Genomic DNA, 19,906 nt, shown 5'->3' on the forward strand with positions numbered 1-19,906 from the left:
GGGGGCGGCGGCGGGCGGCGGGTGGGCGGGGCGCGGGGGGGGGGGGGGGGGCCGCCGGCGGGGGGGGGGGGGGGGGGGGGGCGGGGGGGGGCGCCCCCCCCGGGGGGGGGGGCCCCCCCCCCCGCCGCGTGCGGTCAGCGCTCGGCGCTCGCCCGGAGCATGCCCTCGCGCTCGACGATCTTGACGCGTTCGCGGCCCTCGGCCTCACCCAGCGCCCGCTCGGCCGCGTCCAGGCGGTACCAGCCCTCCCAGGTCGTGTACTCCACGCCCTTGTCCCGCAGGAACGCGTCGACCGCGCCCTCCTCCGGGGCGGCCGGGACCAGGAGCCGGCCCTCGCGGTGGTCCTCCAGCAGGTTGGCCACCGTCTCGTTGGCGTCGCCCTTGGTGTGGCCGATCAGGCCGACCGGACCGCGCCGGATCCAGCCCGTGACGTACGTCGACGCCATGTGCTCGCCACCCTCGATCACCCGGCCGCCCTCGTCCGGCACCGTGCCGCTGGCGAGGTCGAACGGCAGCTTGGGCAGCTCGTCGGAGAGGTAGCCCACCGCGCGGTACACGGCCTGGACGTCCCAGGTCGTGAACTCGCCCGTGCCCTTGACGTTGCCCGTGCCGTCCAGCTCGGTGCGCTCGGTGCGCAGCCCGACGACCCTGCCGTCCTCGCCGACGATCTCGGCCGGCGACTCGAAGAAGTGCAGGAACAGCTTGTGCGGCCGGTCGCCGACGTCGCGGATCGCCCAGTTCTCCAGGGTCTTGGCGACCATGTCGACCTGCTTGTTGGAGCGCCGCTGCTCGATGGACCCGGCGTCGTAGTCGATGTCCTCGGGGTTGACGACGACCTCGATGTTCGGCGAGTGGTCCAGCTCGCGCAGCTCCATCGGGCTGAACTTCGCCTGTGCCGGGCCGCGCCGCCCGAAGACGTGGACCTCCAGCGCCTTGTTCGCCTTCAGGCCGTCGTGGACGTTCGGCGGGATCTCGGTCGGCAGCAGCTCGTCCGCCGTCTTCGCCAGGATGCGCGCCACGTCCAGCGCCACGTTGCCCACGCCCAGCACGGCGACCTTCTCGGCCTCCAGCGGCCAGGTGCGCGGCACGTCCGGGTGGCCGTCGTACCAGGACACGAAGTCGGCGGCGCCGTACGAACCGTCCAGGTCGATGCCGGGTATGTCCAGCGCCCGGTCGGCCGTCGCGCCGGTCGAGAAGACCACCGCGTCGTAGAACGTCCGCAGGTCGTCCAGGACGATGTCGGTGCCGTAGTCGACGTTGCCGAACAGCCGGATCTGCGGCTTGTCCAGCACCTGGTGCAGCGCGGTGATGATGCCCTTGATGCGCGGGTGGTCCGGCGCGACGCCGTACCGGATGAGGCCGAAGGGCGCGGGCATACGCTCGAAGAGGTCGATCGACACACCGGGGTCGGTGGCGGCCTCGGACTTCAGCAGCGCGTCGGCGGCGTAGATCCCGGCGGGGCCGGCACCGACGATCGCGACCCGCAAGGGGCGGGGCATGACGAATTCCCTTCGAGCGAGGAGTGAGCGGTGACGTGAGTGCTCATACGCACCCTAAGTAAGGCTCGCCTCACCTCGGTACCCGCCCCCCGCCTATGACCCCATAAGCCGGGCTTATGGCATCTCTCGCCTCCACGCATGAACCGCGCCACGCTGGAACCATGAACGGCACGGCCGGCTGGGGCGCCAGGCTGATGAACAGCTCGATCACGGGCATGTCCCCGTGGATCGTCTTCTCCTTGCTGGTCGGCCCCGGCCGTTATGAACCGGCGGCCGGCCTCGCCCTGGCCCTGGCGGCCGTCCTGCTGCTGGTGCGCCACCGGCCGGTGTTCCTGGAGGTCGCCGGACTGGTCTTCTTCGGCGTCCTCACCGTCGTCGGCATGATCGCCCCGGTGGACACGATGCGATGGCTGGAGACGTACGCCAACGAGATCTCCAACCTCGCGATCGCCGCGCTGGCGGTGCTCTCCGTCGCGGCGGCGGCACCCCTGACGACGCCGTACGCCCGCAAGAAGGTCCCGCGCGAGTTCTGGCACACGCGGGACTTCCTCCGGGCCAACGTCGTCGTCACCCAGGCCTGGGCACTGGCCTTTCTGGTGGCGGCCGTGGCGGGCGGCATCGGCGACCTCGTCCTGCACGACCCCGACAACCTCTGGACGGCCTGGCTCGTCCAGGCGTCGGCGCTCATCACCGCCATGCGCTTCACCGAGTGGTACCCGGCCGTCCCCCGCCCGCCGGTACGCAGCCTGCTGATGCCGTTCGTCGGCCTGCTGATCCCCATGGGCGTCCTGGTCCTGGTCTACGACGCCGCCCCCCGCTGGCTGGCGGTCGGCCTGATCGTCATCGGCGTCATCCTGGCGCGCGCACTGCGCAAGGAGGTCGTGGTCGCCAAGCAGGAAGGGCGGGAGCCGTAGCGCCTACGACACGAACCCCACGACGCCGAAACCGGGCCGCGCCTCCACGTGCCGCAGCCACCCGATGACGTCCATCACCGCGTCGACCACCTCCGGCTCCAGCGGCGGCGCGTGCCCCTCCCGCTTCGTCCGCTCGAACTGCTCCAGCGCCTCCAGGCACTCCTCGTGCGTCCACTCGCCGCAGCGCGGCAGGTCGTAGGCCGGGATCCCCTTCGGCAGACCGTCGTAGTACCCCAGCTCCGCCACCGAGACGGCGGTGATCCGCAGTGCCCGCAGCCCCTCGTCGACGACCTCCAGCCAGTCGCCCCGGAACGGGCTGAAGGAGGAGTTGTCCAGGAAGGACCCCGTCAGCGAGCAGAGGCGCTTGTACGCGTACCCGTACTGGAAGGCGTACTGCTTGTTCTCGTGGAACGGCCCGCCGTGCACCACCGCGCGCAGCGCCTCGTACGCGGTGGGGGCGCCGTTCGCGATCTCGGAGGAGAAGTACCGGTCGTCGGCGGCCAGGTCGTCGCCGAAGCTGTCCCGTATGACCTGGAGCAACTGGTCGTCGCCGGAGCCGACGAGGGCGCGGGTGGCCTTGGGGTCGAGCAGGTACGCGCTCAGGGAAGAACTCATGTGATCACGTTAACCACCGGCACTGACACCCTCGACGAACGCCCGCCACGCGTGAGCGCCGACCACCAGGACCGGTCCGGCGGGCTTCTTGCTGTCCCGTACGGGGACGACGCCGGGGAAGTCGTACGCCACTTCGACGCAGTCGCCGCCCTCGCCGTTGCTGTGGGTGCTCTTGCGCCAGCGTGCGGTGCTCAGGTCGTAGTCGCGCATCGTCTGTAGTCCTCAGCCGCCGACTCGATCAGGGCGAGGGACGCCTCCGGCGACGACGCGGCGACCCTGACCAGATCGTAGGCGCGCTGTGCCCGCTTCACCACCGCCGGATCGTCCAGCAAGGTGCCCGAAAAAGCCGTTTCTGTATAGGCGGTTGGCGGGGCGTCCTCGAAGTCCATGAGCTTCAGCGACCCCATCATGGAGGCGTGCGCCCCCGCCGCGCACGGGATCACCGTCACCAGTACCGCCCGCCGGCGCGCCAGCGCCGCCACGTGGTCCAGTTGCGCCGCCATCACGGCCGGGCCGCCCACCGGCACCCGGAGCACGTTCTCGTGCAGGGTCACCCAATACTCGGGCCTTGTAGCGTCCGCCAGGACGCGGGCCCGGGCCAGCCGGGCGGTGACCTTCTCCTCCACGTACTCCTCGGGGACGAAGGGGTTGGCGGCCACGGTGACCGCCCGCGCGTACTCGGCGGTCTGGAGCAGGCCGGGCACGACCGTGGGCGCGAACTCGCAGATCCTCGTCGCCAGCGCCTCCAGCTCCGCAACGGCCCGGAAATACTCGGCGTACGGCGACGTGTTGATGAGCTTGCGGCACATCCGCTCGAAAAAACCATCGGTTTGTAGGACTTCGTCGATCCTCGCCGCCACGTCCAACTGCGGCTTTCGGATGGCCTGTTCGAATTGGCCGATGTATCCGCCCGAAACGAAGACCTTCCGCCCCAGTTCCTGCTGGGTCATTTTCGCGGCTTCGCGCCGGTTCTTCAGCTCCGTGCCGTAGAACTCCCAGGCGGCCTGCCTGGACGAGCCTGCGTTGGCCATGGCTTAACACCCCAGTCCTGCCGCGCAGTTGTAGCGCGTGCGCAACCGCCAATGCTAGAGGCGCGGGTCCATCCTGGGGGCAGTAAGCGGGAAATGGATTCGGAAAGGACCGTGTTGGTGAAGGAACAAAGCGAGCGACAGCCGTCGGGGACCGTCGAGGACGCGAAGGAGGCGGTGGCGGAATTGCGCGCGGCGCTGGAAAGGGCGGGAATCACGCTCCCGTCGCTGGGGCTGGACCCCGTCACATGCGCCGCGGAGCCCCCTCGGCCGCTCGTCGAACTGGGACGTTGCACGGTGGGGACGGCGCGCCGGCTGGCCGCCGCCCTGCCGGAGGAAGGTGGACGGGAATGAGCCTGCCGTTCGGGTTGCCGGTCGGGTCGTACGTCGTGGACGTCCGCAACGGGCGCGTGGGGCGCCTCATGGGGCACGTGGGGCCGTACGTCCAGCTCAGGCCCATCGGTGGCGGCCGGGAGTGGGACTGCCCCCCGGACGGGCTGCGGCCCGCGACGGACGCGGAGCGGATCAGCGCGGCGACGTCGTACGTGAACGCGCGGAGCCGGGGCGAGGTGCCTTGACGCCGCCGGGGCCGGGTTCCCGGGCCGGGCCCCGGCCGCCGTCCCGGTACGGGACAATGGGTCCATGACCCTGTTCCGCGACGACGGCATCGTGCTGCGCACCCAGAAGCTGGGTGAGGCGGACCGCATCATCACGATCCTCACGCGCGGGCACGGGCGCGTACGGGCCGTCGCCCGGGGGGTGCGCCGGACGAAGTCGAAGTTCGGCGCCCGGCTGGAACCCTTCAGCCACGTCGACGTGCAGTTCTTCGCGCGCGGCAGCGAGCTGGTGGGGCGCGGGCTGCCGCTGTGCACGCAGAGCGAGACGATCGCGGCGTACGGCAGCGGGATCGTCACCGACTACGCGCGGTACACGGCCGGTACCGCCATGCTGGAGACCGCCGAGCGGTTCACCGACCACGAGGGCGAGCCCGCCGTGCAGCAGTACCTGCTGCTGATCGGGGGATTGCGGACCCTGTCGCGCGGGGAGCACGCCCCGCACCTGATCCTGGACGCCTTCCTGCTCCGCTCGCTCGCCGTGAACGGCTACGCGCCCTCGTTCGACGACTGCGCGCGGTGCGGGCTGCCGGGGCCGAACCGGTTCTTCTCGGTCGGGGCGGGCGGGGTCATATGCGGCGACTGCCGGGTGCCGGGCAGCGTCGTACCCTCTGCGGAGGCCGTCGGTCTGCTCAGCGCGCTGCTGACCGGCGACTGGGAGACGGCGGACGCGTGCGAACCGCGCCACGTCAGGGAGGGGAGCGGACTGGTGTCCGCGTATCTGCACTGGCACCTGGAGCGAGGGCTGCGCTCCCTGCGGTACGTCGAGAAGTAGCAGCAGATTGAGGAGAGTGTGAGCCGCATGGCACGACGCGGATTCCTGGGCCGGTCCCGCCGCGACTACAAGGACGTCGAGCGGCACCCGTCCGGCGCGCGCCCGCCGAAGATCCCGGGTGAGCTGGTCCCGAACCACGTCGCCATCGTCATGGACGGCAACGGGCGCTGGGCGAAGGACCGCGGCCTGCCCCGCACCGAAGGCCACAAGGTCGGCGCCGAGCGGGTCCTGGACGTCCTCCAGGGCGCGATCGAGATGGGCGTCGGGGCGATCTCCCTGTACGCCTTCTCGACCGAGAACTGGAAGCGCTCGCCGGACGAGGTGCGCTTCCTGATGAACTTCAACCGCGACTTCATCCGCAAGACCCGCGACCAGCTCGACGAGCTGGGCATCCGGGTGCGCTGGGTGGGCCGGATGCCCAAGCTGTGGAAGTCGGTGGCCAAGGAGCTCCAGATCGCCCAGGAGCAGACCAAGGACAACGACCGGCTGACCCTGTACTTCTGCATGAACTACGGCGGCCGCGCGGAGCTGGCGGACGCGATGCAGGGGATCGCCGCGGACGTGAAGGCGGGCCGGCTCGACCCGTCGAAGGTCAGCGAGAAGACGATCCAGAAGTACCTCTACTACCCGGACATGCCGGACGTGGACCTGTTCCTGCGGCCCAGCGGTGAGCAGCGCACCTCGAACTACCTGATCTGGCAGAGCGCGTACGCCGAGATGGTCTTCCAGGACGTGCTGTGGCCGGACTTCGACCGGCGCGACCTGTGGCGGGCGTGCCTGGAGTTCGCCCAGCGCGACCGGCGCTTCGGCGGGGCGATCCCGAACGAGGAACTGCTGGCCATGCAGGGCCGCCCGGAGGGCGAGCGGGCGGTGACCGACGGGCCGGCCGTCTGACCCGGCCGCTACGATCACGGCTTTGTCCATGACAAGGAGGGGCCGTGACCGAAGCAGTGTCCGGAACGACGCGGGACACCGTGGAGCTGACCTACGTTCCCGTTCTCGCCGACGCGGTGGGGGCGATCCGCGCGCGGGCCCGGGCCACCCCGTCGGGGCGGCTCCAGAACGGGGTGCTGCTGGCCTGCGCGCTGTTCATGCTGGGCTCACTCGTCCTGAGCCTCACCGGCCCGAACGGGCCGAGCGTGGGCGGGGCGCTGCTCTGCCTCGTGGTGCTGCTCTTCGTTCTCGGCGTGTACCTGCTGGTCCCCGGCCTCCAGGGGCAGCAGGTGCACCGGATGTACGCCACCCAGGGCGAGTACCGGGTGGTCGTGGACGACGACGGCGTCCGGCAGTCCTCGCGGGACCTGGACATGACGTACCGCTGGCCCGCGCTGCCCCGGTACACCGAGACCGCCGAGCTGTTCGTGCTGCTCACCGGCGACCGGCACGGCGTGGGCATGGCCATCCTGCCCAAGCGGGCCGTCGACGGCCCGGACGGCGCCGACCGGCTGCGGGCCATCCTGGACCGGCACATCACCCGGCTGTGACGCACCACGCGTGAGGGCCCGCACCGGCGGTCCGGTGCGGGCCCTCACGCGTACGGCGTCACGCGGCGGCCGTCCGTGTCACTTGGCGGCGCACTCCGCGCACGTACCGAAGATCTCCACCGTGTGCGCCACGTTCACGAAGCCGTGCTCGCCGGCGATCGTCTCGGCCCACTGCTCCACCGCGGGGCCCTCGACCTCCACCGCCTTGCCGCACATGCGGCACACCAGGTGGTGGTGGTGCTCGCCGCTGGAGCAGCGGCGGTAGACCGCCTCGCCGTCGCTGGTGCGCAGCACGTCGACCTCGCCCGCGTCGGCGAGGGACTGAAGGGTGCGGTAGACCGTCGTCAGGCCCACCGAGTCGCCGCGGTGCTTGAGCATGTCGTGCAGCTCCTGCGCGCTGCGGAACTCGTCCACCTCGTTCAGCGCCGCCGACACGGCAGCTCGCTGCCGGGTCGACCGGCCGCGCACGCCGGGGGTTCCAGCCATCGCCACAGGTGCCTCCTCAACACTCGGCCCGCTCACACGTACGTCGGGCCATTCTGCCAGGCCCCGCCGAGGGGCCCGGCAGTCCCGCGTCAGACCTTCCCGGCCGTGACGTCGCCGGCCGCCGGGCCGCGGGTGCCGTCGACGGCCACGTCACAGGCGTCGGCGGACCCGGGTTCGGCGGCCCGGGCACGGCGCCGGGCCAGGGGCGCGGCCAGGGCGGTCAGCACGATGAACACCGCGATGGCCAGCAGGACGATCGTCGCGCCGGGCGGCACGTCCTGGTAGTAGGACGTCACCGTGCCGGCCAGGGTCACGGCCGTACCGATGAGGACCGCCAGCGCGAACGTCATCCGGAAGCTCCGGGTGAGCTGCTGCGCCGCCGCGACCGGCACCACCATCAGGGCGCTGACCAGCAGCAGCCCGACGACCCGCATGGCGACCGTGACGGTCACCGCGGCGGTGACCGCGATCAGCAGGTTCAGCGCCCGCACGGGCAGCCCGGTCACCCGCGCGAACTCCTCGTCCTGGCTGACGGCGAAGAGCTGGCGCCGCAGCCCCACCGTGACGAGGATCACGAACGCCGCCAGCGCGCAGATGGCGGCGACGTCCTCCTCGGACACCGTGGACAGGGAGCCGAAGAGGTACGAGTTGAGGTTGGCGTTGGAGCCGGTCGGCGACAGGTTGATCAGCATGACGCCGCCGGCCATGCCGCCGTAGAAGAGCAGCGCCAGCGCGATGTCGCCGCGGGTGCGCCCGTACGCCCGGATCAGCTCCATGGTGATGGCGCCGGCGACCGAGACGGCCGCGGCCATCCACACCGGGTTGGTGGACAGCAGGAACCCGAGTCCGACGCCGGTCATGGCGACGTGGCCGATGCCGTCGCCCATCAGGGCCTGCCGGCGCTGGACCAGGTAGATGCCGACGGCCGGGGCCGTGATGCCGACCAGGACGGCCGCGAGCAGCGCGCGCTGCATGAAGGCGAGCTGGAGGATTTCCATGTCAGGTCAGCAGTCCCGTGCGGAGCGGCTCGTCGGCCGCGTGCGGATGTACGTGGTCGTGGCCGGGCAGCGCGTGCTGGCCGACGGCTCTCGGCGGCGGCCCGTCGTGGACGACGCAGCCGTCCCGCAGCACGACCGCGCGGTCGATCAGCGGCTCCAGCGGGCCCAGCTCGTGCAGGACGAGCAGGACGGTCGCCCCCTCCGCGACCTGCTCGCGCAGCGTCGAGGCGAGGATCTCCTGGCTGGCCAGGTCGACGCCCGCCATCGGCTCGTCCATGATCAGCAGCTCGGGGTCGGCGGCGAGGGCCCGGGCGATCAGCACCCGCTGGTGCTGGCCGCCGGACAGGGCGCTCACCGAGTCCTTGGCGCGGTCGGCGAGCCCCACCAGCTCGATGGCCCGCTCCACGGCCGCCCGGTCCGCCCTGGAGGGCCACCCCAGCCGCGTACGGGACAGCCGGCCCGACGAGACGACCTCGCGGATCGTGGCCGGGACGCCGCTGGCGGCGGTGGTGCGCTGCGGTACGTACCCGACGCGCGCCCAGTCGCGGAACCGCCGCAGCTCCGTGCCGAACAGCTCCACGGACCCGCTGGTCAGCGGGACCTGGCCGATCACGGACCGCACGGCGGTGGACTTGCCGGAGCCGTTCGCGCCGAGCAGGGCGACGACCTCACCGCGCCGGACGGTGAGGTCGACCCCGCGCAGCACGGGGCGGGAACCCAGCGAGGCGGTGGCTCCGCCGAGGGTGATGACGGGCTCGGATATGGCCGGCTCTCTGCTCACGTCGCTGCCTCCCATGTGTGTCACTTGGCGCCGAGGGCCTTCTGGAGCGCGGCGAGATTGGACTCCATGACCTCGATGTAGTCAGCACCCCTGGACGTGTCCGTGATTCCCTCCAGCGGGTCCAGGACGTCCGTCCTGAGGCCGGTGTCCCGGGCGAGGGTCTTCGCGGTCCTGTCGCTGGCCAGCGTCTCGAAGAAGACGGTGGTGACCTTGTCCTTCCTCGCGGTGTCCTGGAGCTCCTTGATCCGGGCGGGGCTCGGCTCGGACTCGGGGTCCACGCCGGAGATGCCCTCCTGGTCCAGGCCGTACCGCTCGGCGAGGTAGCCGAAGGCGGAGTGGGTGGTGATGAAGGTCTTGGTGGCGGAGTTCTTGAGGCCGCCCGCGAACCTGGCGTCGAGGCCGTCGAGCTTCTTGACGAGAGCGGCGGTGTTCTTCTCGTAGGCCGCGGCGTTGTCCGGGTCGGCCTTCGCCATCGAGGCGCCGACGCCCTTGGCGACCTCGGCGTACTTCACGGGGTCGAGCCAGATGTGCGGGTCGGCCCCGGCCTCTCCCTCGTCCTCGGCGTGGTGGTCGCCATGCTCGTCGGCGTGCTCCTCGCCCTCGTGGGTGTGGCCGCCGGTGGCGGTGCCGTGCTTCTCCATCGTGGTGAGGGTGCCGGCGTCGACGGTGTGCTCGACGCCCGCCTGCTTGATGGCGTCGTCGACGGCGGGCTGGACGCCCTTGAGGTACAGGATGTAGTCCGCCTCGCCGAGCTCGCCGATCTGCCGCGGCTTCAGCTCCAGGTCGTGCGGCTCGACACCGGGCTTGGTGAGGGTGGTGACGGAGACGTGGTCGCCGCCTATCTCCTCGGCCAGGAACTGCATCGGGTAGAACGACGCCACCACGTCCAGCTTGCCGTCGTCGCCCGCGGCGGAGCCGGTGGAGCCCCCGCAGGCGGAGAGCGTGACCAGGCCGAGGGCCACGGCTCCGGCGACGGCGGTGGTGGGTATGAGGCGTCGTACGTTCATGGGATTCATTTTCAACAATACTGGAAACGATTGTCAACAAAGGGGGTACGTGGCCCCGGCCACCCACCGATTTGATCCCAGGGGTGCGCGCGCCGGTAACCTGAAGCATTCGCCGTTCGCCATCGTCGTTATGAAGAGAGCACAGTGGCCGCCGACAAGATCGACTCGATCGTCAACCTGAGCAAGCGCCGTGGCTTCGTCTACCCGTGCAGTGAGATCTACGGCGGTCAGCGGGCCGCCTGGGACTACGGGCCGCTGGGTGTCGAGCTCAAGGAGAACCTCAAGCGCCAGTGGTGGCGCTACATGGTCACCTCGCGCGAGGACGTCGTCGGTATCGACTCGTCGGTGATCCTGGCGTCCGAGGTCTGGGAGGCCTCCGGCCACGTCGCCACGTTCACCGACCCGCTCACCGAGTGCACCTCCTGCCACAAGCGCTTCCGCGCGGACCACCTGGAGGAGGCGTACGAGGAGAAGCACGGCCGCCTTCCCGAGAACGGCCTGAAGGACCTGGGCTGCCCCAACTGCGGCAACAAGGGCACCTTCACCGAGCCCAAGCAGTTCTCCGGCCTGCTCTCCACGCACCTCGGCCCGACCCAGGACTCCGGCTCCGTCGCCTACCTGCGCCCCGAGACCGCCCAGGGCATCTTCACCAACTTCGCCCAGGTGCAGCAGACTTCGCGCAAGAAGCCCCCGTTCGGCATCGCGCAGATGGGCAAGTCCTTCCGGAACGAGATCACTCCGGGCAACTTCATCTTCCGCACCCGCGAGTTCGAGCAGATGGAGATGGAGTTCTTCGTCAAGCCGGGCGAGGACGAGCAGTGGCAGGAATACTGGATGGAGCAGCGCTGGAACTGGTACCGCGACCTGGGTCTCCGTGAGGAGAACATGCGCTGGTACGAGCACCCCAAGGAGAAGCTCTCCCACTACTCCAAGCGCACCGCCGACATCGAGTACCGCTTCCAGTTCGGCGGCAGCGAGTGGGGCGAGCTGGAGGGCGTCGCCAACCGCACCGACTACGACCTGTCGGCCCACTCCAAGGCCTCCGGCACGGACCTGTCGTTCTTCGACCAGGAGGCCGGCGAGCGCTGGACGCCGTACGTCATCGAGCCCGCCGCCGGTGTCGGCCGCGCGATGCTGGCGTTCCTCCTCGACGCGTACAACGAGGACGAGGCCCCCAACGCCAAGGGCGTGATGGAGAAGCGCACCGTGATGCGCCTCGACCCGCGCCTCGCGCCGGTCAAGGTCGCGGTGCTGCCGCTGTCCCGCAACCCGCAGCTCTCGCCGAAGGCCAAGGGCCTGGCGGCCGACCTGCGCAAGAACTGGAACATCGAGTTCGACGACGCGGGCGCCATCGGCCGCCGTTACCGCCGCCAGGACGAGATCGGCACGCCGTTCTGCGTGACGGTCGACTTCGACACGCTCGACGACAACGCGGTGACCGTGCGCGAGCGCGACACCATGAAGCAGGAGCGCGTCTCCCTGGACCAGATCCAGGGCTACCTGGGCAGCCGCCTGCTCGGCTGCTGACCCTCCACCGCGCGTGCGGTGCAGCCCCCGGTTCCCTTGGGAGCCGGGGGCTTCCGCGTGCTCGCGTCCCCGCGGCCGGTCTCAGGCGCGCAGGCCGCGCAGCAGGAGGGAGACGACGGCGTCGAACGCGGCGTCGATGCCGGGGTCCGTCCAGTCGGCGGCGTGCACCGGGTCGTGGAAGCGGTCCGTGGCGTCGAAGACCGCGCGGGCCGTGGCGGTGAAACCGCCTCCCGTGCTCGGCGGAGCGGCGAACTCGCCCCGGCGGTGGCCGTCCTCGATGATCCGGGCGAGCTGCCCCACGAGGTGGTCCACGTGCTCGGCCACCACCCGGCTGCTCTCGCCGATCAGCACCTCGTACGTCGCGAACAGCTCCGGATCGGCGCCGGCCTTGCGGCGCTTGGCCGCGAACAGCGTCCTCAGCCAGCCGGTGAGCCGCTCGGCGGCCGGGCCGGGCCCGTCGGCGAAGGGGGCGAGCTCGGTCACCGCCCGCTCCAGCCAGCGCTCGGTGACGGCTTCGCGGAGCGCCGCCTTGGTGCGGAAGTGGCGGTAGACGCTGCCATGGCTCACCCCGAGGGCCCGGGCCACGTCGACCACCGTCGCCTTGCCGGGGCCGTAGCGCCGCAGCACCTCCTCGGTGGCTTCGAGGATGCGATCCGGGGTCAGGGCTTCGGTGCTCATGCCCCTGAAGGTACCGGGCCCGGGGGACCGGTCAGCGCTCGCTGTCCAGGTGCGCCATCTGCGCCGCCGCGTAACGGTCGCCGGCCGCCGCGCCCGCCGGGACGGCCGCCTCGACGGCGGCGAGGTCGCCGGCGCCGAGCGTGACGTCCAGGGCGCCGAGGGCCTCCGCCAGCCGGTCGCGGCGGCGGGCGCCGACCAGCGGCACGATGTCGTCGCCCTGGGCGAGCACCCAGGCGATGGCGGTCTGGGCGACGGTGGCGCCGTTGCGCTCGGCGACCTCGCGCAGCCGGTCGACCAGGCCGAGGTTGTGGCGCAGGTTCTCCCCCTGGAAGCGGGGGCTCATGGCGCGGAAGTCGCCGGGCGCGAGGGCGCGGTCGTGGGTGAAGTGGCCGCTGATCAGGCCGCGGGACAGCACCCCGTACGCCGTGATGCCGATGCCCAGCTCACGCGCGGTCGGCAGGATCTCGTGCTCGATGCCGCGGGAGAGGAGCGAGTACTCGATCTGGAGGTCGGCGACCGGGGCGACCGCCGCCGCCCGGCGCAGCGTACCGGCGCCCACCTCGGACAGGCCGATGTGGCGTACGTGCCCGGCCTCCACCAGCTCGGCGATGGCGCCGACCGTCTCCTCGACCGGGACATCGGGGTCCAGGCGGGAGAGGCGGTAGACGTCGATGTGGTCGGTGCCGAGGCGCTGGAGCGAGTACGCGGCGAAGTTCTTGACCGCCGCCGGGCGGCCGTCGTAGCCGGTGAAGCCGCCCTCGACGGTCCGCAGGGCGCCGAACTTGACGCTGGTCAGGGCCCGTTCGCGGGAGGCGGCGGGGGCGGTGCGCAGGGCCTCGTTGATCAGCAGCTCGTTGTGCCCCATGCCATAGAAGTCGCCGGTGTCCAGGAGCGTGACGCCCGCGTCGAGGGCGGCGTGGATCGTGGCGATCGACTCGGCGCGGTCGGCCTCGCCGTACAGGGCGGACATGCCCATGCAGCCGAGGCCGAGGGCGGAGACCCGGGGGCCGGTGGTGCCGAGGGTGCGGGAGGGGAGCGGGGAGGGCATGGCGGACTCCTCGGGAGGTCGGGAGGGGGGTGGGGGCGGGATACCTCCACCAAAGTGACATGACGGCTGACAGATTTCAATATCTGTCAGCAGTCATGTCACGGGAAAAGTGGGTGCCGGGGTGTCCTGCGGCGGGGTACCGTCACCTCATGCCGTTCCTTCCGATCTACGAGTGAGAGTGCGGCGGGTCCGACCGCCCGCCCCCCACGCGCCCCGAGCGGAACCACTTCTCACCACGATGGAGAACCCGTGGCCAAGAGCCGTAACAACCTTCTCGGCGTAGGCGGACAGCGGAAGAAGCTGTCCCGCGCCGACCAGCAGGGCTCCGCCCCCGCCCGCGCGGCCGACCGCCGCGCCGCGGCCGACCAGAAGCAGGAGCTCCTGCGCAAGATGCGCGAACGCGCACTGGGCGACGAGCAGCAGACCGGCTGACCGCCCGGCCCTGACCGGACCGCGCACGGCGATATGTCGCACGGCGCGGGCCGAAGGCCCGGACCACCCCTCGTACGGGGCGGTCCGGGCCTTTTCGCGTAACCGGTGCCTCGCGCGTGCCGGCGCGCGCGTGCCGGCGCCCCGCGCGCGTGCCGGTGCTCAGTGCGGGACGGGCAGGGTCTCCGGCTCCTCCAGGCGGCGGGCCGTGCGGATGGCGGTGGTGCGGGCCCAGGGGCCGGTGGTGGCGGTGCCGACGAGGAGGACGAGGAATCCGAGGGCGGCGATGATCCACCAGGCGGGGCGGCTCGCGGCGACGAAGCCGGTCGTGTGCGAGGCGGGCGCGACGCCGGCGGCCAGGACGGCACCGATGACCGCGACGCCAAGCGTCTGGCCGATCTGCCGGCTGGTCGAGGCGACGGCGGCGGCGACGCCCGCCTGGGCGCGGGGCATGCCCGAGACGGCCGTGTTGGTGATGGGGGCGTTCACCATGCCGAAGCCGAGGCCGAAGAGCACGTACCCCGTGAAGAGCAGCGGCGTGGACGTCTCGGCCTCGAAGGCCGCGAACAGCACGCCGCTCGCCGTCATCGTCACGCCCGCGACCAGCAGCGGCAGGCGCGGGCCCCGGCTGCCCACCATCCGCCCGGACACGGGCGCGCAGACCAGGGTGAGCGCCGCCATGGGAAGCATGTACAGCCCGGCGTGCAGCGCGGTGAGCCCCCGTACGTCCTGGAGGTACAGGGTGTTGATGAACAGGAACCCGCCCAGCGCGGCGAACGAGCACACCGCGATGATTGTGGCCCCGCTGAACGGCGCGCTGCGGAAGAAGCGCAGGTCGATCAGCGGCTCCGCGCGCCGGGGTTCGTACAGCACCAGGGCGATCAGCGCGAGCGCGGCCGCCGCCGCGAAGCCCGTGATCGTCGGCGAGGTCCAACCGGACACGGGCGCCTCGATGATGGCGTACGTCAGACAGCCCAGGAACACCATGACGAGCAACTGGCCGACCGGGTCCACCCGGCGCGGCCGGGGCGCGCGGGACTCGGGGACGTACCGGAAGGTGAGGAACAGCGCGAGCAGGCCGACCGGCAGGTTGATCCAGAAGATGGAGCGCCAGCCGACCGAGTCGGTGAGCACCCCGCCGACCAGGGGGCCCGCCGCCATGGAGATGCCCACCACACCGCCCCAGACACCGATGGCCCGGGCACGCGCGCGTGGCTCGGTGAACGTGTTGGTGATGATCGACATGGCGACCGGGTTGAGCATCGAGCCGCCCACCGCCTGCACCGTGCGGAAGGCGATCAGGGCGGGCAGGTTCGGCGCCAGGGAACAGAGGACCGAGCCGATCGTGAAGAGGACGAGCCCCGCCATGAAGACCTTGCGCCGGCCGATCCGGTCGGCGGTGGAGCCGGCGAGCATCAGCAGCGACGCCAGGACGAGGGTGTACGCGTCGATGGTCCACTGCATCCCGGCGACGGTCGCGTGCAGCTCCCGCCGTATGGAGGGCAGGGCGACGTTCAGGACGGTGTTGTCGAGGCTGACGATCAGCAGGCTCATGCAGCAGATCGCGAGGACCAGCAGCCGCCGGCGGTCGGTGGACTCGGGCATATATCCAAAGTACGCCTAACTAACGACCTCCTCGCTACGTGGGCGACAATGGGGGGCATGACCGCGTTCAGTCCTCTTGCCATCGGGCCGCACACCGTGCGGCCGCCGGTGGTGCTCGCGCCGATGGCCGGCATCACCAACGCCCCCTTCCGCACCCTGTGCCGCGAGTTCAGCGGTGGGAAGGGGCTGTTCGTGAGCGAGATGATCACGACACGGGCGCTGGTCGAGCGCAATGAGAAGACCATGCAGCTCATCCACTTCGACGAGACCGAGACGCCCCGCTCGATCCAGCTCTACGGCGTGGACCCGGTGACCGTCGGCAAGGCGGTCCGGATGATCGTCGACGAGGACCTCGCGGACCACATCGACCTGAACTTCGGCTGCCCGGTGCCCAAGGTCACCCGCAAGGGCGGCGGCTCCGCCCTGCCCTACAAGCGGCCGCTGCTGCGGGCGATCCTCAACGAGGCGGTCTCGAACGCCGGGGACCTGCCGGTCACGATGAAGATGCGCAAGGGCATCGACGACGACCACATCACCTTCCTGGACGCGGGCCGCATCGCCGTCGAGGAGGGCGTGACGGCCATCGCCCTGCACGGCCGCACCGCCGCCCAGCACTACGGCGGCACGGCCGACTGGGACGCCATCGCCCGGCTCAAGGAGCACGTCCCGGAGATCCCCGTCCTCGGCAACGGCGACATCTGGTCGGCGGACGACGCGCTGCGGATGATGCGCGAGACCGGGTGCGACGGCGTCGTCGTCGGGCGCGGCTGCCTGGGGCGGCCGTGGCTCTTCGGCGACCTGGTGGCGGCCTTCGAGGGGGCGGGGACGGCGGCCACGCCCACCCTGCGCGAGGTCGCGGACGTGATGGTGCGGCACGCCCGGCTGCTGGGGGAGTGGATCGGCGACGAGACCCGGGGCGTCATCGACTTCCGTAAGCACGTCGCCTGGTACCTGAAGGGGTTCGCGGTCGGTTCGGAGATGCGCAAGCGGCTGGCGGTGACCTCGTCGCTGGACGAGCTGCGCGCTCAGCTGAGCGAGCTGGACCTGGATCAGGCGTGGCCGGTGGGGGCGGACGGGCCGCGCGGCAGGACGTCCGGGAACAACCGGGTGGTACTGCCGGACGGGTGGCTCAAGGACCCCTACGACTGCGCTGCCGTCAGCGCGGACGCCGAACTGGACACCTCCGGCGGGTGACCCGCGCCGGGTGGGGCGAGGGGGTGCCGGAGGCTGCCCGGAGGCTGTGCCGGACCGGTCCGGATACTGGAATCCCGCGCTCCAGCAGGGCGTGATTCTCGCCACCCCTGATAGGGGTTGTGCTCAGATGAGCGCCAAATCGGCGGATGCACTTCTCAAAGGGTGGCACTCAGTGCCACCCTTTTTGTGTTCACAAGTTGAACGCAAGTGCCTGACTAGACGCTCACTTGAGCGGTTACCCCCAGCTTTGAGTCAAAGCTCATTCGGAGGCTGAAGGAGTCGGGCCGGAAAACCTACCGCGCGGTCACTTTCGATCTGGTGGCGGACGGGTGGTTAAGGCCGTATGACGGGTAGGCGTACGTACCCAGAAGCCTTCGATCTGGGTATGTTCCTCGCCGTCAGGGCAGCCACCGAGTCCTCGAGGAGTCGAGACCCGTGTCGGAAAACAAAGATCAGAAGTTCGTGTACGACTTCACCGAGGGCAACAAGGACCTGAAGGACCTGCTCGGCGGTAAGGGTGCCAACCTCGCCGAGATGACCAACCTGGGTCTTCCCGTGCCTCCCGGGTTCACCATCACCACCGAGGCCTGCAAGGTCTACCTCGACAGCGGCGACGAGCCGGTCGAGCTGCGCGACGAGGTCACCGCGCACCTCGACGCCCTCGAGGAGAAGATGGGCAAGAAGCTCGGCCAGGCCGACAACCCGCTTCTGGTCTCCGTCCGTTCCGGCGCCAAGTTCTCCATGCCCGGCATGATGGACACCGTCCTCAACATCGGACTCTCCGACAAGTCCGTCGAGGGCCTGGCCAAGCAGGCCGGGGACGAGCGGTTCGCCTGGGACTCCTACCGGCGCCTGATCCAGATGTTCGGCAAGACCGTCCTCGGCGTCGACGGCGAGCTCTTCGAGGAGGCCCTGGAGGATGCCAAGGCCGCCAAGAAGGTCACCGTCGACACCGACCTCGACGCGGGCGACCTGAAGAAGCTGGTCAAGCACTTCAAGAAGATCGTCAAGGCCGAGGCCGGCCGCGACTTCCCGCAGGACCCGCGCGAGCAGATGGACCTGGCCATCAAGGCCGTCTTCGACTCCTGGAACGGCGAGCGCGCCAAGCTCTACCGCCGCCAGGAGCGCATCCCGCACGACCTCGGCACGGCGGTCAACGTCTGCTCCATGGTCTTCGGCAACCTCGGCCCCGACTCCGGCACCGGCGTCGCCTTCACCCGCGACCCCGCCTCCGGCCACCAGGGCGTCTACGGCGACTACCTCCAGAACGCGCAGGGCGAGGACGTCGTCGCCGGCATCCGCAACACGGTGCCGCTGGCCGACCTCGAGTCGATCGACAAGACGTCGTACGACCAGCTCATGCAGATCATGGAGACGCTGGAGAACCACTACAAGGACCTCTGCGACATCGAGTTCACCATCGAGCGCGGCCAGCTCTGGATGCTCCAGACCCGGGTCGGCAAGCGCACCGCCGGTGCCGCCTTCCGGATCGCGACGCAGCTCGTGGACCAGGGCCTGATCGACGAGGCGGAGGCGCTCCAGCGCGTCAACGGCGCCCAGCTCGCCCAGCTCATGTTCCCCCGCTTCGACGAGAAGGCGGAGGTCCAGCAGGTCGGGCGCGGCATCGCCGCCTCGCCCGGCGCGGCGGTCGGCAAGGCCGTCTTCGACTCGTACACCGCCGTCAAGTGGTCCCGGTCCGGCGAGAAGGTCATCCTGATCCGCCGGGAGACCAACCCCGACGACCTGGACGGCATGATCGCCGCCGAGGGCATCCTGACCTCGCGCGGCGGCAAGACCTCCCACGCGGCCGTCGTGGCGCGCGGCATGGGCAAGACCTGTGTCTGCGGCGCCGAGGAGCTGGAGGTCGACACCAAGCGCCGCCGGATGACCGTGCCCGGCGGGCACGTCGTCGAGGAGGGCGACGTGGTCTCCATCGACGGTTCCACCGGCAAGGTGTACCTCGGCGAGGTGCCCGTCGTGCCGTCCCCGGTCGTCGAGTACTTCGAGGGCCGGATGCACGCCGGCGCCGACGACGCCGACGAGCTGGTGCAGGCCGTGCACCGGATCATGGCGTACGCGGACCGGGTACGCCGGCTGCGCGTACGGGCCAACGCCGACAACGCCGAGGACGCCTCGCGGGCGCGGCGCTTCGGGGCCCAGGGCATCGGCCTGTGCCGCACCGAGCACATGTTCCTCGGCGAGCGGCGCGAGTACGTCGAGCGGCTCATCCTCGCCGACACCGACGAGGAGCGCGAGGACGCCCTGAAGGCCCTGCTGCCGCTCCAGAAGCAGGACTTCGTCGAGCTGTTCGAGGCGATGGACGGCCTGCCCGTCACGGTCCGCCTGCTGGACCCGCCGCTGCACGAGTTCCTGCCCGACATCACCGAGCTGTCGGTGCGCGTCGCCCTCGCCGAGGCCCGCAAGGAGCCGCACGAGAACGAGCTGCGGCTGCTCCAGGCCGTCCACCGGCTGCACGAGCAGAACCCGATGCTGGGCCTGCGCGGCGTACGCCTCGGGCTCGTCATCCCCGGCCTGTTCACCATGCAGGTGCGGGCCATCGCCGAGGCGGCCGCCCAGCGCGTCGAGGCCAAGGGCGACCCGCGCGCCGAGATCATGATCCCGCTGGTCGGCACGGTCCAGGAGCTGGAGCTGGTCCGCGACGAGGCCGAGCAGGTCATCGCCGAGGTGCAGGCGCAGACCGGCGTGGAGCTGACGCTGGCGCTCGGCACGATGATCGAGCTGCCGCGCGCCGCCGTGACCGCCGGTCAGATCGCCGAGTGCGCCGAGTTCTTCTCCTTCGGCACCAACGACCTCACCCAGACGGTGTGGGGCTTCTCCCGGGACGACGTGGAGGCCAGCTTCTTCACCGCGTACCTGGAGAAGGGCATCTTCGGCGTCAGCCCGTTCGAGACGATCGACAAGGACGGCGTCGGCGCGCTCGTGCGCAGCGCGGTCCAGGCCGGCCGGGCCACCCGCCCGGACATCAAGCTCGGCGTCTGCGGCGAGCACGGCGGTGACCCGGAGTCGGTGCACTTCTTCCACGAGGTGGGCCTGGACTACGTCTCCTGCTCGCCGTTCCGGATCCCGGTGGCGCGCCTGGAGGCGGGCCGCGCGGCCGCGCAGTCCAGCGGGAGCGACAGCCGCTGAACCAGGGCCGTGGCCGTCCACGCCCGGACGGCCACGGCGCCATGAGCCACCGGAGCCGCCGTCGGTCCCCGACCCTC

General features: G+C 71.0%; 21 protein-coding genes. 10 read left to right on the top strand and 11 right to left on the bottom strand.

What is annotated here, in order from left to right; all coding sequences use genetic code 11:
• Nucleotides 1–134: 134 nt before the first annotated feature.
• On the bottom strand, nucleotides 135–1,499 hold the full coding sequence (locus ACF068_RS24455) for an FAD-dependent oxidoreductase (RefSeq protein ID WP_392276432.1): 1,365 nt from the start codon (nucleotides 1,497–1,499) through the stop codon (nucleotides 135–137).
• 161 nt (nucleotides 1,500–1,660) lie between these two features.
• On the opposite strand from ACF068_RS24455, the gene ACF068_RS24460 reads away from it, so the two are divergent.
• Nucleotides 1,661–2,413, top strand: coding sequence for a hypothetical protein (locus ACF068_RS24460; protein ID WP_392276433.1), 753 nt, complete (start codon nucleotides 1,661–1,663; stop codon nucleotides 2,411–2,413).
• 3 nt (nucleotides 2,414–2,416) lie between these two features.
• On the opposite strand, the gene ACF068_RS24465 is transcribed toward ACF068_RS24460, so the two are convergent.
• Genes ACF068_RS24465 through ACF068_RS24475 form a run of 3 tightly spaced genes read right to left on the bottom strand, consistent with a single transcriptional unit; the run spans nucleotide 2,417 to nucleotide 4,059 of the window.
• Nucleotides 2,417–3,028: a hypothetical protein gene (locus ACF068_RS24465; RefSeq protein ID WP_392276434.1), complete on the bottom strand. Its 612-nt coding sequence runs from the start codon at nucleotides 3,026–3,028 to the stop codon at nucleotides 2,417–2,419.
• 9 nt (nucleotides 3,029–3,037) lie between these two features.
• On the bottom strand, nucleotides 3,038–3,238 hold the full coding sequence (locus ACF068_RS24470; protein WP_392276435.1) for a DUF397 domain-containing protein: 201 nt from the start codon (nucleotides 3,236–3,238) through the stop codon (nucleotides 3,038–3,040).
• The gene (locus ACF068_RS24475; protein WP_392276436.1) at nucleotides 3,220–4,059 is read right to left on the bottom strand and encodes a helix-turn-helix transcriptional regulator; all 840 of its coding nucleotides are present in this window, start codon (nucleotides 4,057–4,059) and stop codon (nucleotides 3,220–3,222) included. Before ACF068_RS24475 ends, ACF068_RS24470 begins: the two co-directional genes overlap by 19 nt.
• Before the next feature lie 117 nt (nucleotides 4,060–4,176).
• On the opposite strand from ACF068_RS24475, the gene ACF068_RS24480 reads away from it, so the two are divergent.
• The 5 genes from ACF068_RS24480 to ACF068_RS24500 all read left to right on the top strand — a co-directional run bounded on the left by ACF068_RS24480 (nucleotide 4,177) and on the right by ACF068_RS24500 (nucleotide 6,929).
• The gene (locus tag ACF068_RS24480) at nucleotides 4,177–4,410 is read left to right on the top strand and encodes a hypothetical protein (RefSeq protein WP_392276677.1); all 234 of its coding nucleotides are present in this window, start codon (nucleotides 4,177–4,179) and stop codon (nucleotides 4,408–4,410) included.
• Nucleotides 4,407–4,634: a hypothetical protein gene (locus ACF068_RS24485; protein ID WP_392276437.1), complete on the top strand. Its 228-nt coding sequence runs from the start codon at nucleotides 4,407–4,409 to the stop codon at nucleotides 4,632–4,634. The genes ACF068_RS24480 and ACF068_RS24485 overlap by 4 nt, the downstream gene beginning before the upstream one ends.
• A 64-nt stretch (nucleotides 4,635–4,698) precedes the next feature.
• Nucleotides 4,699–5,445 carry a DNA repair protein RecO gene (gene recO, locus ACF068_RS24490; protein WP_392276438.1) on the top strand — a complete coding sequence of 249 codons (747 nt, stop codon included), beginning with the start codon at nucleotides 4,699–4,701 and terminating at the stop codon, nucleotides 5,443–5,445.
• A 27-nt stretch (nucleotides 5,446–5,472) separates the two neighbouring features.
• Nucleotides 5,473–6,339, top strand: a complete 867-nt coding sequence (locus tag ACF068_RS24495) for an isoprenyl transferase (protein ID WP_392276439.1) — start codon at nucleotides 5,473–5,475, stop codon at nucleotides 6,337–6,339.
• 44 nt (nucleotides 6,340–6,383) lie between these two features.
• The gene (locus ACF068_RS24500) at nucleotides 6,384–6,929 is read left to right on the top strand and encodes a YcxB family protein (RefSeq protein WP_392276440.1); all 546 of its coding nucleotides are present in this window, start codon (nucleotides 6,384–6,386) and stop codon (nucleotides 6,927–6,929) included.
• A 78-nt stretch (nucleotides 6,930–7,007) separates the two neighbouring features.
• On the opposite strand, the gene ACF068_RS24505 is transcribed toward ACF068_RS24500, so the two are convergent.
• The 4 genes from ACF068_RS24505 to ACF068_RS24520 all read right to left on the bottom strand — a co-directional run bounded on the left by ACF068_RS24505 (nucleotide 7,008) and on the right by ACF068_RS24520 (nucleotide 10,201).
• A complete protein-coding gene (locus tag ACF068_RS24505) occupies nucleotides 7,008–7,415 on the bottom strand; it encodes a Fur family transcriptional regulator (RefSeq protein ID WP_198943973.1) in 408 nt (135 codons plus the stop codon).
• Nucleotides 7,416–7,504: 89 nt separating this feature from the next.
• Nucleotides 7,505–8,413: a metal ABC transporter permease gene (locus ACF068_RS24510; RefSeq protein WP_392276441.1), complete on the bottom strand. Its 909-nt coding sequence runs from the start codon at nucleotides 8,411–8,413 to the stop codon at nucleotides 7,505–7,507.
• A 1-nt stretch (nucleotide 8,414) separates the two neighbouring features.
• On the bottom strand, nucleotides 8,415–9,209 hold the full coding sequence (locus ACF068_RS24515) for a metal ABC transporter ATP-binding protein (RefSeq protein ID WP_392276442.1): 795 nt from the start codon (nucleotides 9,207–9,209) through the stop codon (nucleotides 8,415–8,417).
• A gap of 5 nt (nucleotides 9,210–9,214) precedes the next feature.
• Nucleotides 9,215–10,201, bottom strand: coding sequence for a metal ABC transporter substrate-binding protein (locus ACF068_RS24520; RefSeq protein WP_392276443.1), 987 nt, complete (start codon nucleotides 10,199–10,201; stop codon nucleotides 9,215–9,217).
• A 144-nt stretch (nucleotides 10,202–10,345) separates the two neighbouring features.
• Between ACF068_RS24520 and ACF068_RS24525 the strand changes: the two genes are divergently transcribed.
• Entirely contained in the window at nucleotides 10,346–11,728 is a 1,383-nt protein-coding gene (locus ACF068_RS24525) for a glycine--tRNA ligase (protein ID WP_189551384.1), read from the top strand.
• Nucleotides 11,729–11,809: 81 nt separating this feature from the next.
• Here ACF068_RS24525 and ACF068_RS24530 read toward each other — a convergent pair whose 3' ends face one another.
• Together ACF068_RS24530 and ACF068_RS24535 are read right to left on the bottom strand one after the other, a co-directional pair.
• On the bottom strand, nucleotides 11,810–12,406 hold the full coding sequence (locus ACF068_RS24530) for a TetR/AcrR family transcriptional regulator (protein WP_392276444.1): 597 nt from the start codon (nucleotides 12,404–12,406) through the stop codon (nucleotides 11,810–11,812).
• Between the two features lie 31 nt (nucleotides 12,407–12,437).
• A complete protein-coding gene (locus ACF068_RS24535) occupies nucleotides 12,438–13,454 on the bottom strand; it encodes an aldo/keto reductase (RefSeq protein WP_392276445.1) in 1,017 nt (338 codons plus the stop codon).
• 249 nt (nucleotides 13,455–13,703) lie between these two features.
• On the opposite strand from ACF068_RS24535, the gene ACF068_RS24540 reads away from it, so the two are divergent.
• Nucleotides 13,704–13,886: a DUF6243 family protein gene (locus ACF068_RS24540; protein WP_392276446.1), complete on the top strand. Its 183-nt coding sequence runs from the start codon at nucleotides 13,704–13,706 to the stop codon at nucleotides 13,884–13,886.
• A 159-nt stretch (nucleotides 13,887–14,045) separates the two neighbouring features.
• Here ACF068_RS24540 and ACF068_RS24545 read toward each other — a convergent pair whose 3' ends face one another.
• Complete coding sequence (locus ACF068_RS24545) at nucleotides 14,046–15,488, bottom strand: MFS transporter (RefSeq protein ID WP_392276447.1); 1,443 nt, start codon at nucleotides 15,486–15,488, stop codon at nucleotides 14,046–14,048.
• A 57-nt stretch (nucleotides 15,489–15,545) separates the two neighbouring features.
• On the opposite strand from ACF068_RS24545, the gene dusB reads away from it, so the two are divergent.
• Both dusB and ppdK read left to right on the top strand, forming a co-directional pair.
• Nucleotides 15,546–16,682, top strand: coding sequence for a tRNA dihydrouridine synthase DusB (gene dusB, locus ACF068_RS24550; RefSeq protein WP_392276448.1), 1,137 nt, complete (start codon nucleotides 15,546–15,548; stop codon nucleotides 16,680–16,682).
• A gap of 435 nt (nucleotides 16,683–17,117) precedes the next feature.
• Nucleotides 17,118–19,829, top strand: a complete 2,712-nt coding sequence (ppdK, locus tag ACF068_RS24555; RefSeq protein ID WP_392276449.1) for a pyruvate, phosphate dikinase — start codon at nucleotides 17,118–17,120, stop codon at nucleotides 19,827–19,829.
• Nucleotides 19,830–19,906 lie beyond the last annotated feature (77 nt).

The sequence above is a fragment of the Streptomyces sp. NPDC016309 genome (assembly GCF_043077235.1).
In the GTDB taxonomy this organism is placed as follows: domain Bacteria; phylum Actinomycetota; class Actinomycetes; order Streptomycetales; family Streptomycetaceae; genus Streptomyces.

What these genes read in the sequence shown, in the direction of transcription:
- ACF068_RS24455 (WP_392276432.1), bottom strand. Translation starts at nt 1,499, where the DNA reads ATGCCCCGCCCCTTGCGGGTCGCGATCGTCGGTGCCGGCCCCGCCGGG.
- ACF068_RS24460 (WP_392276433.1), top strand. Translation starts at nt 1,661, where the DNA reads ATGAACGGCACGGCCGGCTGGGGCGCCAGGCTGATGAACAGCTCGATC.
- ACF068_RS24465 (WP_392276434.1), bottom strand. Translation starts at nt 3,028, where the DNA reads ATGAGTTCTTCCCTGAGCGCGTACCTGCTCGACCCCAAGGCCACCCGC.
- ACF068_RS24470 (WP_392276435.1), bottom strand. Translation starts at nt 3,238, where the DNA reads ATGCGCGACTACGACCTGAGCACCGCACGCTGGCGCAAGAGCACCCAC.
- ACF068_RS24475 (WP_392276436.1), bottom strand. Translation starts at nt 4,059, where the DNA reads ATGGCCAACGCAGGCTCGTCCAGGCAGGCCGCCTGGGAGTTCTACGGC.
- ACF068_RS24485 (WP_392276437.1), top strand. Translation starts at nt 4,407, where the DNA reads ATGAGCCTGCCGTTCGGGTTGCCGGTCGGGTCGTACGTCGTGGACGTC.
- recO (WP_392276438.1), top strand. Translation starts at nt 4,699, where the DNA reads ATGACCCTGTTCCGCGACGACGGCATCGTGCTGCGCACCCAGAAGCTG.
- ACF068_RS24495 (WP_392276439.1), top strand. Translation starts at nt 5,473, where the DNA reads ATGGCACGACGCGGATTCCTGGGCCGGTCCCGCCGCGACTACAAGGAC.
- ACF068_RS24505 (WP_198943973.1), bottom strand. Translation starts at nt 7,415, where the DNA reads ATGGCTGGAACCCCCGGCGTGCGCGGCCGGTCGACCCGGCAGCGAGCT.
- ACF068_RS24510 (WP_392276441.1), bottom strand. Translation starts at nt 8,413, where the DNA reads ATGGAAATCCTCCAGCTCGCCTTCATGCAGCGCGCGCTGCTCGCGGCC.
- ACF068_RS24515 (WP_392276442.1), bottom strand. Translation starts at nt 9,209, where the DNA reads ATGGGAGGCAGCGACGTGAGCAGAGAGCCGGCCATATCCGAGCCCGTC.
- ACF068_RS24520 (WP_392276443.1), bottom strand. Translation starts at nt 10,201, where the DNA reads ATGAACGTACGACGCCTCATACCCACCACCGCCGTCGCCGGAGCCGTG.
- ACF068_RS24530 (WP_392276444.1), bottom strand. Translation starts at nt 12,406, where the DNA reads ATGAGCACCGAAGCCCTGACCCCGGATCGCATCCTCGAAGCCACCGAG.
- ACF068_RS24535 (WP_392276445.1), bottom strand. Translation starts at nt 13,454, where the DNA reads ATGCCCTCCCCGCTCCCCTCCCGCACCCTCGGCACCACCGGCCCCCGG.
- ACF068_RS24545 (WP_392276447.1), bottom strand. Translation starts at nt 15,488, where the DNA reads ATGCCCGAGTCCACCGACCGCCGGCGGCTGCTGGTCCTCGCGATCTGC.
- dusB (WP_392276448.1), top strand. Translation starts at nt 15,546, where the DNA reads ATGACCGCGTTCAGTCCTCTTGCCATCGGGCCGCACACCGTGCGGCCG.